The sequence below is a fragment of the Streptococcus sp. SC1 genome (assembly GCF_030272855.1).
In the GTDB taxonomy this organism is placed as follows: Bacteria; Bacillota; Bacilli; order Lactobacillales; family Streptococcaceae; genus Streptococcus.
Genome location: NZ_JAQCMU010000003.1, coordinates 80,154 through 97,326, shown reverse-complemented (window position 1 = coordinate 97,326; position 17,173 = coordinate 80,154). Strand labels below are relative to the sequence as shown.

Below are 17,173 nucleotides of genomic sequence, written 5' to 3'. Positions count from 1 at the left end.
TATCAAGTTGCTTCATCTCAAATAAACAGATTTAGTTGTTAAATTGCTCCTGAACGAAGGCAAGCGCCCCTTTACCATCACGGGTTAGTTTGATGTATTGGCCGCCTTCAGTCTTAGCTAACTTGATACCCAATTTATCCGTTTCAGCCTTCATGTCTTCAAAGTTGGAGGCAACTTGAGGAGCCAGGATAACTAGGTCAAACTCAGGCAGCATTTCACGGTGAGCACCGTAACCACCCGCTGCTGCTTTGACAGGAACATTGTATTCAGCTGCTGCTTTATTCAAAGCGTTGGCTAGCAATCCACTAGTACCACCGCCTGCACAGAGCACCAGAACATTGGTTTCTTCGCTAATATTGTTTTGAGATGGAGCTTCTTCATCCACTCCTGCTTTTTCAAGGATAGCGTCTGCTTTAGCAGTATTAAAGTTAGCTGCTACTTTTTCTTTAAGAGCATCGTTAGCTTTACCAGAACGTTCTTCTTCTAGGATTTGTTCGTCATAAACCTTGACAAATGGATAGTAAATAATCACATCCACTACGACAAGAAGGGCTGCAAGAACAAAGGACAGAAGCTGGAAGTTGGTACCCAGCACAATTCCCAGAGGTCCAGGTGTCACCCAAGGAAGATTGGCTGAGAAGGAGTTCATGTTTAAAGTATCAACAAAGAATTTGAAAATCCATACGTTTACGATAGGTGCAAAGATAAATGGAATGAAGAAAATTGGATTGAGTACGATTGGAGCACCAAAGAGAATAGGCTCATTGACACCAAAGAAGGTTGGGACAACAGATGCCCGTCCAATCGCACGGTTGCGCTCAGACTTACAGATCCACATGAAGAGGAATGGAACAATCAAGGTCGCACCAGTACCACCCATGGTCACGATGAACATTTGAGTACCAGAAGTGATGACCTTATCCGCATGCTGACCAGCTTGAAGCAAGGCCAAGTTGGCATCGATATTGGCATAAGTAATAGCAGCAATAGCAGGCTCAACAATAGACGGACCGTGAATTCCCACGAACCAGAAGAAAGCATAAGCACCAAAGATAAGCGTGATTCCTAGATAGCCATCTGCCGCTGAGAAAAGAGGAGCAAGAAGCGTTCCAATGGATTCAGCAACCGTTACTCCCAGACTTGCTTTAACAAGCAGTTCCAAACCGTAGAGCAGAACGACTGAAACAGTAAATGGAATCAAGTCTTTAAATACTTGGGAAATATTTGGTGGAACTTCTTCTGGCATGCGGATGGTGACATTATTTTTTACACAAACCTTGTAGACATTAACCGTCACAAAGGCTGCGATGAAAGCTGTCAAAAGACCTTTTGTTCCCATGAAGGCAGTCAGGAAGCCACCTTCTTTGGCAGGCTCAGCTGCCATGAGGAGGAAGCCGACCATAGAAGCCAGCATAGTAGATAAGAAGTTAATCTGGTTTGTAGCAGGCAGGCTGCGATTGACAGAGTCCGTCAAAGCCTTGGCAGTGGTCCCACCCACAAAGAAAGCCAGAATCCCCATTGAATAGCTATAAGGGGTCATTAAGAAAGTTTCAATATCCTTAGACCAGTGGAAGCCCCACGCATTTGGCACATAGGCAATCAAGATAAAAATAGATGAGAAGAGGATGACTGGCATACCGGCGATAAAGCCATCCCGAATAGCACGGAGGTAGATGTTCCGAGAAATCTTCTCAAAGAAAGGCTTCCCTTTCTCAATAAGTCCGATGAGTTTGTTCATTATTTTACTCCTCTTTTATATAGTTCAATCATGTGTTTCATCAAATCCTTGAGCAACAAGGTTGTCATCAGGTGGTCTTGGCCGTGCATCATCGTCACGCTATAAGCCAAGTCCTCACCAGCAGCTTCTTTGGTCAAAAGGCTGGTCTGAGCATGGTGCGCTTCGACAATACAAGCATTGGCTTCTTCCACCAAACTTTCTGCGCGGTCAAATTCTCCAGCCTGAGCTGCATTTAGTGCTTCCAGCAACTTGGAGCGAGCGTCACCTGCGTAGGCTACGATTTCAAAACCAAGTAATGTTACTTCTTCTCTATTCATGATAGATCCTCCTTTTAATGTTCCTTATAGTAATCGTTGAATATGTAAAACCAGATAAACTCGCTCACTATGATACAAATCTATTCCAGTTTTCTGGGCAATAATCTCATATAGACTACTTCCGATTTGATAAGCTTTGGGATAGGTCAGTTTAATCTGACTTTCCATTTCTAACAGTGAAACGTTATCATCTCGGCTTCTGTCTAAGTAATCTAAGAAGTAATTAAGATGAATCATAAACCGGTCATAGAAGTTGCTATTATCCGATGTTCTTTTTATTCCCTGTTTTCTTAGCTCTTCTTCTACAGCAGCTAGAATTTCCTTACGCTGATCTAAATGACTCTGCCCTGCTGGACTGGAAAATCCTTCTGCATTGATAAAGTGATAGGCAATTCTATTTATTTCATCGTCTGGAAAGGCTTCTAAGAGTCGTTCCCGATAAATAGCCACTGCTTCTTGTGCAATTTGATAAGGAATGGGATATTTACCTGAAGCATCTGGAAGGTCACTGCTCTTGTACCGCCCCTGCTGAACCGCTTGATAAGAACAGTAGATATGGTCCGTCAGTGTGACATAGATATACTCCTGGACTGGGTAATGGTATTTCTTGGAAAGCGTGTCAATCACATCATAGGTCACTGTGATAAAGTCTAGTGGAACATCTTTGAGCAAGGCAACAAAGTTTTCCTTGGACTCTTCCGTTCTCATACGAAAGACTTTCTCAATCTTACTTTCCAGAACAGGATCACCCTTTTTCTTATTGAATGCTATCCCACTACCAATCAGAACAACCTCTTCACCATTTTCATGTTTGGCTAGAGCAACATTGTTATTCATAGGAAGTATGATTCGATACATAGTTCCCTCCTTATCATTTTCTTGGGTTTTCGTGAAATAAAAATGACCGCAAATAAACGGAAAATACAAGAGCACTTGCCTCTTCCAATTCATTTGCGGTCACGCCTAATCCAACTTAGTAACGCTCACCCTATTCAATTTATGATTTCATTATAGCATATCAAAATACGAATGTAAACCCTTTCTTTTGCTTTTTTAAAAATATTTTTTAGAAGTCCACTTTTTTACTAAGCATGATCAAGGCTCATCAAACTTTTTGAAGCTTGAATCCCCGACTTTGGATAAAAGTAGGAGCCAAGAGCAGAAAGTGCAAGACTTCCTAAAAGCTTCTCGAAAGCTTGCACTGAACTTGCCATGAAAGACTTGCTCTCACTCGATTAAGGCTCTTCATGTCATAAGTTTTTTTCTTCTATAAATTGCTTGTAGTTTACAGAAAACTAGCTAAAACTTCTTGATTTTGCATGACCAAGTAAATGCCCAGCAAAATAATCAAAACAAAGAGACTTAGCTTTATCATCCCTTTGACAAAACGAACAATCCATAGAATAATCATGGAACCAATCAACCACATAATGGCTGAATGCTGGAAAAATCCTTGAACGGTCTCAACATTCTCTCCAAAAAAGGCCTGAATAGGCGCTGGAACATGAGTTTCCCAAGCTGCTGTCACGCCTAGCTGGTTAGCAATATCGCTGCCGCTTTTCCACAGCCAAGCAAAAATTCCTGAGTTAAAAATAAAGAGGAAAACTTGCTCTGGGAAGCGTCTAATAAAATTAAAAATCGTTTTTAGCATACCTTTACGATTGATACAAGTCTTTTACAGCCTGAATATCTGCTGGCTGAATACTATAAAATGAGCCTGCCGACTGCATCACTGATTCCTCCTCATTATGGTCTAATCCGATAGCATGGCCCAATTCGTGCGCTGCTGTATTGACAATCCGCTCATGAGAATAACCATAGCGTCTGTCCAACAAGTAGTAACTATTAAGGCGAACAGTCACATGGGTGAAACGATTGGTCAGCAGGTTGGTCTTGGACTCTGCCTCGCCAGCTGCACTGACATTGCCATCATTCATTTCCATAGCAACGATATCCGCTTCTTCTTTGTCATTGATGATTTGAAAGGTGAAGGCACCTGTCTGGTTCCAGGAACTAATGGCCTCCTGATAGGCTGAACGTAAAGTTTCATTCGTGGTATCGATATACACCGTAGCACTAGCCTTCTCCCAGCGAGCTCCCGTCCCTTTATGCTCATCTGTCAGCTGATGGGGCTGAATTCCCTCACTAGTCTGAAGACCAGTGGAAAGTCCTTGATGCGTTAAAAATTGATCCACTTGAGTAACAGTAGTTCGAAAAGCCTGCGATAATCCCTCTGCCCCCGTCTCTGTCGAAGTAGTAAAATAAAAAACACCTACAAGAACAAGAAAACTGAGTGCCATAGACCAAATAAGCCCCCAGATGAGCCGCCAAAGCAAGCGAACTATAAATCTAATAGAATTGAAAATAAACTTCACGGCAAGCTCCTTTCTCATAGAATGCACGAGAGATTTAGTCTAGCATCTTTCGCTTAAATAAAACTGAATATACATAAAGAGCAAGTATCGCAATAAATAACTCGAATGCAAACTCCCACTTGAAAAGACGAAAAAAGAAGCTGAGAAACTCAGCCTCTTCTTAAGTAAATTACAATTCGATATCACCGAAAAGATCAGCCATTGAGAAACCAGTTTGAGTTTCTGGAAGCTCGAAGTCACGTTTTTCTTGACGACGTGGACGAGATTGACGTTTTTCTTCTTTTTGGCCTTCTTCTTGAGCTGGACGCTCTTCAAGAGCCTTGATAGAAAGTGATACACGCTCAGCAGCAGCATTCACTTCAAGAACTTTAACAGTTACTTCTTGACCAACTTTAAGAGCATCTTTTGGATTTTCAACACGTTTGTGTGAAATTTGTGAGATGTGAACAAGTCCGTCGATACCTGGCAATACTTCAACGAAAGCACCGAAGTCAGTCAAACGTTTTACTGTACCTTCAACTACATCGCCAGCAGCAAGTTTTTGTTCAACACCATCCCATGGTCCAGGGGTTGTAGCTTTAAGTGAAAGAGACACGCGGCCTTCTTCTTCGTTCAAATCAAGAACCTTCACTTCGATTTCGTCACCAACTGAAACAACAGATTTTGGTGAAACGTTACGCTCGTGAGAAAGTTCAGTCAAGTGAACCAAACCATCAACACCACCAAGGTCAATGAAAGCACCGAAGCTTGTGATACGAGCAACTTTACCAGTTACAACATCACCAACATTCAATTTACCAAATACTTCTGCACGCGCTGCTGCAGCCTCTGCTTCAACAACTTCACGACGTGAAAGGATGAAGCGGTTTTCTTTTGGATCTACTTCTTTGATCTTAGCATCAAATTCTTGACCTACAAAACGTTCAGTGTTGCGAACGAAACGAGTATCGAGCATTGAAGCTGGAATAAATCCACGAAGTCCTTCAAACTCAACAGAAAGTCCACCTTTAACAGCACGAGTGCCCTTAACAGTAACAACTTCTTCTTCACGACCAACCAATTTGTCCCATGCTTTGCGAGCTTCTAAACGTTTTTTAGATACTAGGTAAGTAACTGTATCTGTATCTTTACCTACTACTTGACGAAGAACAAGCAATTCAAGTGTGTCACCTGGTTTTACAAAGTCATTGATGTCAGCATCACGATCATTTGTCAACTCACGCAGAGTCAAAACCCCTTCAACACCAGTACCAGCAATGGCAACATTAGCTTGGTTAGCATCCACTGTCAATACTTCAGCAGTAACGACATCACCTGGCTCGACTTGGCTAACACTGTTTAGCAAATCTTCAAATTCATTCATCTAAAAAAATCCTCCAACAATCAAGTATACTACTTGACATACTTATAATTATTTTCCTAAGCACCCGCAAACGACATTGATTTATCTTTACCGTTTTCCACCCTATAAAGAAATAAAATATCCGACGATATTTTATCCTTTATCTGATATATTACCTAAGAACTGGGGTAGCTGGATTCGAACCAACGCATGAGGGAGTCAAAGTCCCTTGCCTTACCGCTTGGCTATACCCCAATGATGAAATGGAGAGAGAGGGATTCGAACCCCCGAACCCGAAGGAGCGGATTTACAGTCCGCCGCGTTTAGCCTCTTCGCTATCTCTCCGACAATCAACGATATCAATTATATCATTAATCTAATAAAAGCGCAAGCCCTTATTTTCCTAAATTGTAGGTTTCAATCAAAGTTTCCACCGCTTTTTCAAGCTTTTTATATAAACTTTCAACATTTCCATTCTTGATAATAGCAAACTGACCGTCAAACTCGGCAATCTCGCCAATGACTTTTTTCCCAATAGAAAGTGTGTAGCCATCAAATTGATCCGCACCAAGTGTCACCTTACTATCCGCAATCTGAATCTCAATTTTTTTATCTTTTTTACTCATTCTTCTACCTCTTTCAAGTTTCTATTTTACACAAAAATAGCAAAGCTGGCAAGTGATTTCCTCAATAAAAAGAGCCTCAAAGGGCTCTTAAAGTTATTCGTCTACTTTTACAATCCAACCTTCTGGGGCTTCCACATCACCAAATTGGATACCAGTCAGCTCATCGTAGAGTCTGCGAGTCACTGGACCGACTTCTGTCTCGCTATAGAACACATGGAAATCATCACCGTGCTGGATTCCTCCAATTGGTGAGATAACTGCTGCCGTACCACAAGCTCCTGCTTCGACAAAGCGATCTAAGTTATCAATCGGAACATCACCTTCAACCGGAGTCATGCCCAAGCGGTGTTCTGCCAAGTAAAGTAAAGAATATTTGGTAATGGACGGCAGAATGGACGGGCTAAGCGGAGTCACAAATTCATTGTTTGCTGTAATTCCAAAGAAGTTGGCTGATCCGACTTCTTCAATTTTGGTATGAGTTGACGGATCTAGGTAGATAACATCAGAGAAGTTGCGAGACTTAGCCATCTTACCTGGTAGGAGACTAGCTGCGTAGTTACCACCCACCTTAGCAGCACCCGTACCATGTGGAGCTGCACGGTCATATTCATCTTGGATCAAGAAGTTGGTTGGAACCAAGCCACCCTTGAAGTAGTTTCCAACTGGCATAGCAAAAATCGTAAAAATGTACTCCTCTGCTGGTTTTACACCGATGATATCTCCGATACCAATCAAAAGGGGACGAAGGTAGAGAGTTCCCCCTGTTCCATATGGCGGTACATAGTCTTCGTTTGCGCGGACAACAGCCTTACACGCTTCCACAAACATTTCAGTTGAAACTTGTGGCATCAAGAGACGATCACATGTGCGTTGCAGGCGCTTAGCATTCTCATCTGGACGGAAAAGCTGGACACTGCCATCCTTGGTACGATAAGCCTTTAGACCTTCGAAAGCCTGCTGGCCATAGTGAAGACTTGGTGAAGACTCCGAAATATGCAGGGTCGCATCTTCTGTCAGCTTGCCTTCTTCCCACTGACCATTTCGATAATAAGCGATATAGCGATAAGGCAATTTCATATATGAAAAGCCAAGATTTTCCCAATCAAGATTTACTGTCATAGTCTTTTTCCTCTTTTCCTTATCTTTCAATTTATAGATACTCCCTATTGTACACCTTTTTCTGAAAAATTCAATCATTATTTTCAATTTTCTGAAAATTTATTTTTTAAAAAACCAGTTCGTGTGAACTGGCTTGTTGATTACTTGATATAAGCTGAGAAGACTTCTTCGTCTGAAATAGAATCAGAAATGAAGCTACCGTTGCTGGTGCGCTCAGACAGGCTGAGGTCGGCCAGATTGATTTCATAGGCCGTTCCTTTATTAGAAAGCACCTGCAAAATCTGCTCCTCACTGGCTTCAGCTTCTGTTGTAAAGAGGTCAAAGTCTGCTGCTTCGTCATAGACTGGTCCAGCCGCAAAGACTCGATGTGGCTTGGTCTTAAGCTCTCTCAGAACTTGAAGACCGCGATTTGCTCGACTAGTAACAGGAATGTCTGCGACTGCCATACGCTTGAGCGAACCGCGCTGAGTCAGGATGTAAAGCGAGTCAGTATTGGCAATAAAGGCTGCTGCTAAGACATCGTCCTTCTTGAGGTTGATAGCTTTAACCCCAGCTGCCTTAGCTCCGATCACAGGAACTTCCTCAATATTGAAGCGAAGAGCATAGCCATTCTTGGTCACGAGCATAACATCATCCAGCTTAATCGGCGCCAGAGCAATGACCTGGTCGTCTTCATTTTTTAGTTTAGCAAACTTAAGGGACTTGGACTTATAGGTCCGCCAAGGACTGAATTCCTTGCGCTCTACACGCTTGATTTGGCCCAGCTTGGTCGCTGCAAAGTAGGTCCCCTCCTCAAAGCTGTCCAGCAGCTCTGCGTAGATAACCTCTTCTTTGGTATCAAAGTTGCTGATGGTCTGGCTGAGGTGTTCTCCGATTTCTTTCCAGCGGATATCTGACAGCTCATGAACAGGCCGGTAAATAACATTTCCCAGACTGGTGAAAATCAATAAATGCTGAGTCGTCTTGGCCGGGCTAACAAAAATCAGTCGGTCATCGTCACGCTTGCCCATCTCCTCTAGGGTTGAAGCCGAGAAAGAACGCGGACTGGTCCGCTTGATATAGCCAGCACGTGTCACGCTGACATAGGTCTCTTCCTCCACGATGAGACTAGCTGTATCAATCTCGATGGCGTTTGCTGTATCCTGCAGCTCGCTGAGACGGGGATTGCCAAACTTCTTCTTGACATCGCGGAGCTCCCGCTTCATGAGATTATACATAGTGCGCTCATCGCCAATAATGGCTGCCAACATGGCAATCTTCTCGCGGAGCTCTGCTTCTTCCTCTTCCAGAACCACTACGTCTGTATTTGTCAAACGGTAGAGTTGGAGAGTGACGATAGCCTCAGCTTGCTCCTCGGTGAAATCATAGCTGACTTTCAGATTTTCCTTAGCGTCTGCTTTGTTTTCTGAAGCACGAATCAGGGCAATCACCTCGTCCAAGATGGAAATAACCCGAATCAGTCCTTCCACGATATGAAGCCGTTTCTCAGCCTTGGCCTTGTCAAAACGGCTGCGAGCCAGAATAATCTCCTTGCGGTGAGCAATATAACTAGTCAAGATTGGTACAATCCCCACTAAACGCGGCGTGAAATTGTCGATCGCCACCATGTTGAAATTGTAATTGACTTGCAAATCAGTGTACTTGAAAAGATAGTTGAGAATCAGTTCAGTATTGGCATCTTTCTTGAGCTCGATGGCAATACGCAGACCATCACGGTCAGATTCGTCCCGCACTTCTGCAATGCCAGCCACCTTATTATTGACCCGCACATCGTCGATCTTCTTGACCAAGACCGCTTTATTAATCTCGTAAGGAATCTCGGTAATGACGATTTGCTCTTTTCCGCCCTTCAGCTTTTCAATCTCAGTTCTGGAGCGCACCACGACGCGACCTTTACCAGTCTCGTAGGCTTTCTTTATTTCATCACGGCCTTGGACAATAGCTCCTGTCGGAAAGTCTGGACCAGGCAGAAACTCCATGAGTTTGTCCACCTTGGCAGACGGATGGTCAATCATATAGATAACCGCATCAATGACTTCCGCTAGATTATGAGGTGGAATATCAGTCGCATAACCAGCGGAAATCCCAGTTGCTCCATTGACCAAAAGGTTAGGAAAGGCCGCCGGCAGAACGGTCGGCTCCTTCTCGGTATCGTCAAAGTTCCAAGCAAAAGGAACGGTATCTTTCTCGATATCCTGCAAAAGATAGCCAGCCATCTCAGACAGCCGCGCCTCAGTATAACGCATAGCCGCTGGTGGATCACCGTCCATGGAACCGTTGTTACCGTGCATCTCAACGAGAATCTCACGGTTTTTCCAATCCTGAGACATACGAACCATGGCATCGTAGATGGAGCTGTCACCATGGGGATGGAAATTCCCCATGATGTTCCCGACTGACTTGGCAGACTTGCGGTAGCCCTTGTCAAAGGTATTGCCGTCCTTGTTCATCGAATAAAGAATACGGCGCTGAACAGGCTTTAAGCCATCTCGAATGTCTGGCAAGGCCCGCTCTTGAATAATGTATTTGGAGTAGCGACCAAAGCGCTCTCCCATGATGTCCTCAAGGGACATGTTTTGAATATTGGACATAATAATTCTCTTTTTAATGTTTAGTTGCAAAGTAAATCTATATTTTATAAATTTAACTGTTTCTTTGTAGGTAGTGAGAAAAGAAGAGCAATCCTACTAATCCTAGAATGAATAAAAGATTAATTTTAATAACAAATAAGCTAAGTAGGGTATTAATTAGGCCGTGAAAAATGGCACAATAAAGGATCGACTTAGTCTTTTTGAAAACAGCTGCTAGAAGAATACTGAGATAAATTGCAAATAGACTGAATAATATAAAAGGCATCCTACTTTGGGAACTTCCAATCACAAACCATAAAGGTACATGCCATATTGCCCAAATACAACCTGTCATCAAACTGGAAATCCAAAAGGAAAATCTAGTTTCCAAAGTTGGTTGCAAGGTGCCTCGCCATCCCAATTCTTCTTCTCCACCATAAAAACAGACTGCACTCAAAAAAACAACAAACAAATTTCCTAGCGGAAAAGCTGGATTAATCTCCTTAGACGAGAAAGCAATAACACCCGTCTGCACGAAAATTAGTAAAAGAAATAATAAAATATATTTCTTTGAGTCCCCTAAGATAAAAGAGACTATGCTTTTAATTGATTTTTGAGGCAAACAAGAAATGGATGCAATGGTTGGACCGAAACCTCCTAATAGATGGAGAAAAACTCCCAGTGGACTTGTTAGACTTAAGAGGCTCATTTGCGTCAGAAAAGCGAGCAATCCCCAACCAAATCCCCAAGAAATGAGAAAACTAATCAATAAAAATTTTGTTATCTTATTATTTTGTAAATGTTTCATTTGTTTCGAGTCTCTCCTCAGCATACTCCATCATCGTCTCTGCGGTTGCTTTGTCATAGTGGAAGCCAGTTTTGCGAGAGAAGGCTTGTGCTTCTTTGTGGAAAAAGTCCATGGTAGCTAAGAGAGACTTGGTGAGACTTTTCTGGTCAGAAAAGTCAAGCAGGCTTGTAAATTCCTTTTCTTTCTCGGCAGGCAAATACTGAAAGAGGTACTTGTAGTTCTTGCCAACATCGACCGTCCCCTTATCTGCTGCCACTTGCCAAGCTAACAGCTTGAGCAATTCTTGCTGGCAGATGCCATAGAGATGATCCGTCGCATAGACAAGGTGATTTCGACAAATGCCCTTGACCACATAGGCTGATACCCACCAAAATTCATTGCAGGATTTGTCAAAGTCAGTCGCACTGGCTGGTGCCGTCCAATAGCGCTTAGTCGTCGGTGCATAAGGGGCAAAAAGCCCCTGCGGGTCATCCAGCACTGTAAAATCCGCTTCACTATCCACCCACTCTTTGATGTTCTCCTTGGGGCAGAGGGTCAAATCAATCCGATTGCCATCTTCAAAGAGCATAAGATAGAGGCGACGATGGTCAAGTAAGTTATGCTGCTCAATCATGCGCTTGCCAAACTGGTCTAACCAAGCAAGGTCAGCCACCAGACCATCCAAATCCTCTACAATGTAGACCACATCATAGTCTTGGAACTCGTCCTTGGGAGCATTTGGGTTTGTCCGCGAGCCGGACATAGCAACAGCGTCAACCTGTAGCGCTTTTGCAATTTGCAAAATCACATCAAACATCTCGGGTTCAGTTCTCATGGGAATCACACCTTTCACGAAAACACTTAAATTATATAAGTTATGAAACATTAGTAATTAAATGCTAATGAATTCAGAAAATAGTATATAGGGATAAAGTATTACTAAAACGCCGTTGTTTCTTCCAACGTAAACTTGACGTTATCCTCAATCCACTTGCGGCGTGGTTCGACCTTGTCGCCCATGAGGACATTGACACGGCGTTCGGCTCGGGCCAGGTCTTCGATGGTGACACGTATGAGGGTGCGGGTATCGGGATTCATGGTCGTCTCCCAGAGCTGGTCGGCGTTCATTTCACCGAGCCCTTTGTAGCGCTGAAGCATGGCCCCCTTGCCAAACTTGCGGCGCAGGTCATCCAGCTCGCCATCGGTCCAGGCATACTCGACAACTTCGCTCTTGCCCTTGCCCTTGGACATCTTGTAGAGAGGGGGCAGGGCGATATAGACACGGCCAGCCTCGACCAGCGGGCGCATATAGCGATAGAAAAAGGTCAGCAGCAAGGTCTGGATATGGGCACCGTCGGTGTCCGCATCGGTCATGATGATGATCTTGTCATAGTTGGCATCCTCAAGGGTAAAGTCTGACCCAACACCCGCTCCAATTGTGTAGATCATGGTGTTGATTTCTTCGTTCTTGAGAATGTCCGCCATCTTAGCTTTAGCAGTATTGATAACCTTACCGCGCAGGGGCAGGATGGCTTGGAACTTACGGTCACGGCCCTGCTTGGCTGAGCCACCGGCAGAGTCTCCCTCGACCAGATAGAGTTCGTTCTTGGCTGGGTTCTTGGACTGGGCTGGAGTCAGCTTACCAGAGAGCAAGCCCTTGTCTTTCTTATTCTTCTTGCCATTCCGACTTTCATCACGCGCCTTGCGGGCCGCTTCCCTAGCATCTCTGGCCTTGATAGCCTTACGGATGAGGTTAGAAGCCAGCTCACCATTTTCCAAGAGGAAGAAGGTCAGCTTGTCAGAGACGATGGAGTCCACGGCAGGACGAGCCAAAGGGCTGCCCAGCTTGTCCTTGGTCTGGCCTTCAAACTGCAGGTGCTCCTCTGGAACTAGGATAGAAAGAACAGCAGCCAGACCCTCGCGATAGTCTGAGCCTTCCAGATTCTTGTCCTTTTCCTTGAGCAGACCTGTCTTTCTGGCATAGTCGTTCATGGCCTTGGTAATAGCGGTCTTGAGCCCCGTCTCATGGGTACCACCGTCCTTGGTGCGGACGTTATTGACAAAAGACAGGATATTGTCAGAGTAGCCGTCATTGTACTGGAGGGCCACCTGAACTTGGAAGCCGCTCTCCTCGCCCTCGAAATAGAGGACAGGAGTCAGGGTTTCCTTGTCTTCATTGAGGTAGCTGACAAAGTCTTCAACGCCGTTCTCATAGTGGAACTCTACTTCTTCGCCAGTCCGCGCATCGGTCAGCGACAGGCGGACATTCTTGAGTAAGAAGGCTGATTCCTTAAGCCGCTCCGCAATAGTGTTGTACTTGAAGTCCGTCGTTGAAAAAATCGTATCATCCGGCATAAAGGTCACTTTGGTCCCAGACTTGGACTTAGGTGCAGTGCCGATTTTCTTGAGCGTAGTGACAGGTTTTCCGCCATTTTCAAAACGCTGCTTGTAGACTGTACCATCACGGGTAATTTCTACTTCTAACCAGCTAGATAGGGCATTAACAACCGAAGAACCAACCCCGTGGAGACCGCCCGAGGTCTTATAGCCCCCTTGACCGAACTTACCGCCGGCGTGGAGAACGGTGAAGATGACCTCAACCGTGGGAATGCCCATAGCGTGCATGCCGACCGGCATCCCGCGTCCGTGGTCTGCGACAGTCAGACTGCCGTCTTTATTGATGGTGACCTCGATTCGGTCACCGAAGCCTGACAAGGCTTCATCGACTGCATTGTCTACAATCTCCCAGACCAGATGATGAAGTCCGGCTCCATCGGTCGATCCGATATACATCCCTGGACGTTTGCGGACCGCATCCAACCCTTCTAATACCTGAATGGCATCGTCATTATAATTGTTAATATTGATTTCCTTTTTTGCCACAAGGAACCTCCTGCATGATAGTCATCCTTATTATCTTACAAGTTTTTGGTAAATTTTGCAAAGCTTTTTTCTACAAAATACCCTTTAAAGGCTGATAGAATCTGGATTTCAAGTGATTTTAGAGAAAGGCAGCCTAGCTGCAGGCGTCAGACTAGACAATTCACTTAAAATATTCTTATCATAGTCCTTTGTCCACGTTCCAAATCATGGTATAATAAAATCATGATGAACACGATACTTGGATTATTACTAGCATATTTATTGGGCTCCATTCCGACAGGTTTGTGGATTGGACAGATTTTCTTTAAAAAGAACCTGCGCGAATACGGCAGTGGCAATACTGGCACGACCAATACTTTCCGTATTCTGGGAAAGACGGCCGGCACTGCCACCTTTGCCATTGACTTTTTCAAAGGTACACTGGCAACGTTGCTGCCACTTTTCCTACATATTGATGGGATTTCACCACTGATTTTTGGTCTCTTGGCCGTGATTGGCCATACCTTTCCAATCTTTGCTGGCTTTAAGGGTGGAAAAGCCGTGGCAACCAGTGCTGGAGTTGTTCTGGGCTTCTCACCTACTTTCTTTATCTATCTGATATTGGTCTTTGTGACGACTCTCTATCTGGGAAGTATGATTTCCCTCGCCAGCGTGGTTTCTGCAAGCGTGGCTATCCTGTCTGTCTTGATTTTTCCTGCTTTAGGCTTTATTCTACCAAGCTATGATTTCCTCTTTACCCTGATTATTATTCTCTTAGCGGCTATTATCATCCTTCGTCATCGGGACAATATCCAGCGGATTCGAAATAAAACCGAAAACCTAATCCCTTGGGGCATCAACCTGACCAAGCAAAATCCAAAAAAATGAGGGTGGGACAGAAATCGGTAATTCGTTAGAATTCGATTTCGTCGTCTCACCTCCGCACAGTTGAGTAGGGCTGTAAATGCTGATGAAATCAGCGTAGTATACACTGCGTCTTGCTCGACAATCCAAAAAAACAATTGAGAGGCTAGGACTTTTGTCCCAGCCTCATTTTTTTAATCTTTTTGAGTTTTTTTCAGGCCTGCTGCACCCAGCATTCCGAATACCAAGCCAAACATAGAAAGAAGGAAAGGATTCTTGCTTCCTGTTTTCGGAAGAGTTCCTTGTTTGCTTGCTAGTTCTGTCGGACGAACCTGTGCTGGAGCTTGATAAGTTGCCTTATTTGCTGCTGGCTGAGCTATATTTGGCTTCTCAACAGAAGGTCCTTCTTGTGGTTTTGTCTCAGACACAACTGGATGATTAGGTTGGCTAGGAACTACTGGACTGCTTGGTCTTGTTGGAACTGTTGAATTAGTTGGGTTGGTAGGATTTGCTGGGTTAGTCGGATTGGTTTGTTCAGGCTTAGAAGCGGCATCTTTTGGATCAGTGCCCTGCTGGATTTCCTCGATATCTGTGTAACCATCTCCATCTGTATCCTTGCTAGCAGACATAGAAATCGTGCGAGAATTTGGATTGATTGCTGCATAAGCTGTCAAATCCGCACTTTCCAGATATTCTGCAAAGGCCACGTCCATAGATGGCCCTTCCTCACGCGCACCACCCAGCATGGTATAACCATCACCACCTGCTGCTAGGAAGTCATTGGTTGTCAGGTAATAGGTCTTAGCCAAGTCAAGGGCTTCATAAGCACCTGTTTCTTTATTTTTGATTTCAATGCGAAGGATTCGTTTCTCTGCTGGCAGAGTTGTGTCATAGTAAACTTTGGCACCAGAGACTTGCAAGAAACCGCCGCTTGGCTCTAGCAATGGTTGGCCGTTTTCATCCAAGACAGGTTTTCCATCTTTTTCTTGCAGAATGGAGCCCAAGGATTTGGCAAACATATCTGCGATATTCTGACCTGTTACCTTGATTTGAGAAATGGTATTTCCAAAAGGCAATACAGCGATGACACTTCCCTTTGTGATTGGCTTGTCTTTGGCAATGGTTTCCCGTAGGCCACCACCATTGGTCACAGCCAAGTCTGTTTTGTTGGCAAAGCCTGTTTGGCCATATTTGTAGAGGGCATCGGCTACCACATTCCCCAGATTAGTTTCTCGAACGCGGACATTTTCACGATCCCCGTTAAGCTCCACAGGACTCTTGGCAACGATTACCTTGGCATTTTCTGCATCGTATTTTTCCTTGATCTTCTTGACCATTTCTGCTACAACTGGGTCTGGACTAGCTTTTTTAGCTGTTGCAGCTGGGATTTGCTGAGGATTGCCCAGAAGTTGGTTGGCCTTGAAAGTAACTTTACCGATATTGTGCAAATAGCTACCAGTCTGGTTATAGGTCACATTTTCACCGTAAGTAGTAGACTCTACTGTGTGAGAATGGCCGTCAATCACTGTAACGCGCTTGCCCTTCAGCTTAGCATTTTTAGAAAGGGCTTCAGCCAAGGTAGAACCGCGCCATTCAACTGGTGTCGTAGTATCCACACCCAAGTGAGCCAGAACGACATAGTTTTTGTAAGTCTTACCTTCAGCTGCTGCACGCGCTTCAACTTCGTCGATCACCCGATTAACCTCTGTGATTGGATCCGCAAAAGTCACACCTTGAATATTTTTTGGGTGCGTTTTGGTAGCTGTCTCAGGAGTGGTCACCCCGATCACGACAAATTCATCACCTTCTACATTTTTATCCTTGTCCACAATGGTTGATGCTTGGAACACACGGGCATTGTTGGCATAGGTATTAGCGCTGAGAAGTGGAAAATTGAGAATTTCTTTGTATTTTTTGGCTTCATCCAAACCGAAGTCAAATTCATGGTTTCCGACCGCCATAGCATCATAGCCGATTTCATTGAGGATCTTCGCACGTTCTTCCCCTTTAGAGCTATTAGAAATTGGCAGACCTTGGAAAGCATCTCCTGCATCTACGACCAGCGTTTGAGGATTTTTCGCACGTTCTTCCTTGATAACTGTTGCAAGTTTGGCATCTCCGATAACACCTTTCTCTTCGACGATACGACCGTGCACATCGTTTGTATGAAGAATGGTAGCTTCAGGCAAGCTTGCGTCGGACGCTCCTGATACATCTTGAGCATTAGCTGCGATGGCCGCATTAACACTAGCTTCATCGGCAGAAACTCCACCTGCTTGCGCCAAATCCGTTTCAACCGGTTTTTGAGCTGGTTCGTTCACATTTGCCACAGCAGTTGCTGGCTGAACCTCATCCGCAGCAACTTGATGGTCCAAAAAGGCAGGTGCCAACAGAACCGTAGACAAAACAGGTAAAATAAGATGCTTCTTTTTCATAAATAAAAGCTCCAGTCTATGTTTTTTCTACTATTATACTGTTTTTTTTGTAAAAAGGAAATGCTATTTCAGGCTAATCTTTTTTCTGATAAAAAAGAGGCTGGGACAAAAGTCCTAGTCTCTCAATTGTCTTTGGAT

Annotated in this window: 14 protein-coding genes and 2 tRNA genes; 1 reads left to right on the top strand and 15 read right to left on the bottom strand. The window is 44.3% G+C overall.

Annotated features, from left to right (window positions below; translation table 11 throughout):
- Positions 1-31 precede the first annotated feature (31 nt).
- The 14 genes from PAN94_RS05740 to parE all read right to left on the bottom strand — a co-directional run bounded on the left by PAN94_RS05740 (position 32) and on the right by parE (position 13,757).
- Positions 32-1,738: a lactose-specific PTS transporter subunit EIIC gene (locus PAN94_RS05740; RefSeq protein WP_149555696.1), complete on the bottom strand. Its 1,707-nt coding sequence runs from the start codon at positions 1,736-1,738 to the stop codon at positions 32-34.
- On the bottom strand, positions 1,738-2,055 hold the full coding sequence (gene lacF / locus PAN94_RS05735) for a PTS lactose transporter subunit IIA (RefSeq protein WP_125371058.1): 318 nt from the start codon (positions 2,053-2,055) through the stop codon (positions 1,738-1,740). The genes PAN94_RS05740 and lacF overlap by 1 nt, the downstream gene beginning before the upstream one ends.
- Positions 2,056-2,079: 24 nt before the next feature.
- Complete coding sequence (locus tag PAN94_RS05730) at positions 2,080-2,913, bottom strand: PRD domain-containing protein (protein WP_149555697.1); 834 nt, start codon at positions 2,911-2,913, stop codon at positions 2,080-2,082.
- Positions 2,914-3,340: 427 nt separating this feature from the next.
- The gene (locus tag PAN94_RS05725) at positions 3,341-3,706 is read right to left on the bottom strand and encodes a hypothetical protein (RefSeq protein ID WP_149555698.1); all 366 of its coding nucleotides are present in this window, start codon (positions 3,704-3,706) and stop codon (positions 3,341-3,343) included.
- Between the two features lie 4 nt (positions 3,707-3,710).
- Positions 3,711-4,448, bottom strand: a complete 738-nt coding sequence (locus PAN94_RS05720; RefSeq protein WP_187759269.1) for a matrixin family metalloprotease — start codon at positions 4,446-4,448, stop codon at positions 3,711-3,713.
- A gap of 151 nt (positions 4,449-4,599) precedes the next feature.
- Entirely contained in the window at positions 4,600-5,793 is a 1,194-nt protein-coding gene (gene rpsA, locus PAN94_RS05715) for a 30S ribosomal protein S1 (protein WP_148876301.1), read from the bottom strand.
- Between the two features lie 162 nt (positions 5,794-5,955).
- Positions 5,956-6,027, bottom strand: a tRNA-Gln gene (locus PAN94_RS05710).
- A 9-nt stretch (positions 6,028-6,036) separates the two neighbouring features.
- Positions 6,037-6,117: transfer RNA gene (locus tag PAN94_RS05705), tRNA-Tyr, on the bottom strand.
- Between the two features lie 50 nt (positions 6,118-6,167).
- Entirely contained in the window at positions 6,168-6,398 is a 231-nt protein-coding gene (locus PAN94_RS05700; RefSeq protein ID WP_125388101.1) for a DUF2969 domain-containing protein, read from the bottom strand.
- A gap of 93 nt (positions 6,399-6,491) precedes the next feature.
- Positions 6,492-7,595, bottom strand: coding sequence for a branched-chain amino acid aminotransferase (locus PAN94_RS05695; RefSeq protein ID WP_125388100.1), 1,104 nt, complete (start codon positions 7,593-7,595; stop codon positions 6,492-6,494).
- Between the two features lie 62 nt (positions 7,596-7,657).
- Positions 7,658-10,108 (bottom strand): DNA topoisomerase IV subunit A, encoded by a 2,451-nt coding sequence (gene parC / locus PAN94_RS05690; RefSeq protein WP_285875076.1) that lies wholly within the window; start codon positions 10,106-10,108, stop codon positions 7,658-7,660.
- A gap of 52 nt (positions 10,109-10,160) precedes the next feature.
- Complete coding sequence (locus PAN94_RS05685; RefSeq protein ID WP_285875075.1) at positions 10,161-10,895, bottom strand: CPBP family intramembrane glutamic endopeptidase; 735 nt, start codon at positions 10,893-10,895, stop codon at positions 10,161-10,163.
- A complete protein-coding gene (locus tag PAN94_RS05680; protein WP_285875074.1) occupies positions 10,876-11,709 on the bottom strand; it encodes an aminoglycoside 6-adenylyltransferase in 834 nt (277 codons plus the stop codon). The genes PAN94_RS05685 and PAN94_RS05680 overlap by 20 nt, the downstream gene beginning before the upstream one ends.
- A gap of 104 nt (positions 11,710-11,813) precedes the next feature.
- Positions 11,814-13,757 carry a DNA topoisomerase IV subunit B gene (gene parE, locus PAN94_RS05675; RefSeq protein WP_285875073.1) on the bottom strand — a complete coding sequence of 648 codons (1,944 nt, stop codon included), beginning with the start codon at positions 13,755-13,757 and terminating at the stop codon, positions 11,814-11,816.
- Between the two features lie 222 nt (positions 13,758-13,979).
- On the opposite strand from parE, the gene plsY reads away from it, so the two are divergent.
- A complete protein-coding gene (gene plsY / locus PAN94_RS05670; RefSeq protein ID WP_285875071.1) occupies positions 13,980-14,624 on the top strand; it encodes a glycerol-3-phosphate 1-O-acyltransferase PlsY in 645 nt (214 codons plus the stop codon).
- A gap of 170 nt (positions 14,625-14,794) precedes the next feature.
- Here plsY and nt5e read toward each other — a convergent pair whose 3' ends face one another.
- Positions 14,795-17,035, bottom strand: coding sequence for a cell surface ecto-5'-nucleotidase Nt5e (nt5e, locus tag PAN94_RS05665; protein WP_285875070.1), 2,241 nt, complete (start codon positions 17,033-17,035; stop codon positions 14,795-14,797).
- Positions 17,036-17,173: the final 138 nt, after the last annotated feature.

Bases quoted from the DNA above. Each gene is read 5' to 3' on its own strand.
- PAN94_RS05695 (WP_125388100.1), bottom strand. From the start codon at position 7,595: ATGATTGAATTTTTCAGAAAAAGGTGTACAATAGGGAGTATCTATAAA.
- PAN94_RS05730 (WP_149555697.1), bottom strand. From the start codon at position 2,913: ATGTATCGAATCATACTTCCTATGAATAACAATGTTGCTCTAGCCAAA.
- PAN94_RS05700 (WP_125388101.1), bottom strand. From the start codon at position 6,398: ATGAGTAAAAAAGATAAAAAAATTGAGATTCAGATTGCGGATAGTAAG.
- lacF (WP_125371058.1), bottom strand. From the start codon at position 2,055: ATGAATAGAGAAGAAGTAACATTACTTGGTTTTGAAATCGTAGCCTAC.
- PAN94_RS05680 (WP_285875074.1), bottom strand. From the start codon at position 11,709: ATGAGAACTGAACCCGAGATGTTTGATGTGATTTTGCAAATTGCAAAA.
- plsY (WP_285875071.1), top strand. From the start codon at position 13,980: ATGATGAACACGATACTTGGATTATTACTAGCATATTTATTGGGCTCC.
- PAN94_RS05740 (WP_149555696.1), bottom strand. From the start codon at position 1,738: ATGAACAAACTCATCGGACTTATTGAGAAAGGGAAGCCTTTCTTTGAG.
- PAN94_RS05725 (WP_149555698.1), bottom strand. From the start codon at position 3,706: ATGCTAAAAACGATTTTTAATTTTATTAGACGCTTCCCAGAGCAAGTT.
- rpsA (WP_148876301.1), bottom strand. From the start codon at position 5,793: ATGAATGAATTTGAAGATTTGCTAAACAGTGTTAGCCAAGTCGAGCCA.
- PAN94_RS05685 (WP_285875075.1), bottom strand. From the start codon at position 10,895: ATGAAACATTTACAAAATAATAAGATAACAAAATTTTTATTGATTAGT.
- nt5e (WP_285875070.1), bottom strand. From the start codon at position 17,035: ATGAAAAAGAAGCATCTTATTTTACCTGTTTTGTCTACGGTTCTGTTG.
- PAN94_RS05720 (WP_187759269.1), bottom strand. From the start codon at position 4,448: ATGAGAAAGGAGCTTGCCGTGAAGTTTATTTTCAATTCTATTAGATTT.
- parC (WP_285875076.1), bottom strand. From the start codon at position 10,108: ATGTCCAATATTCAAAACATGTCCCTTGAGGACATCATGGGAGAGCGC.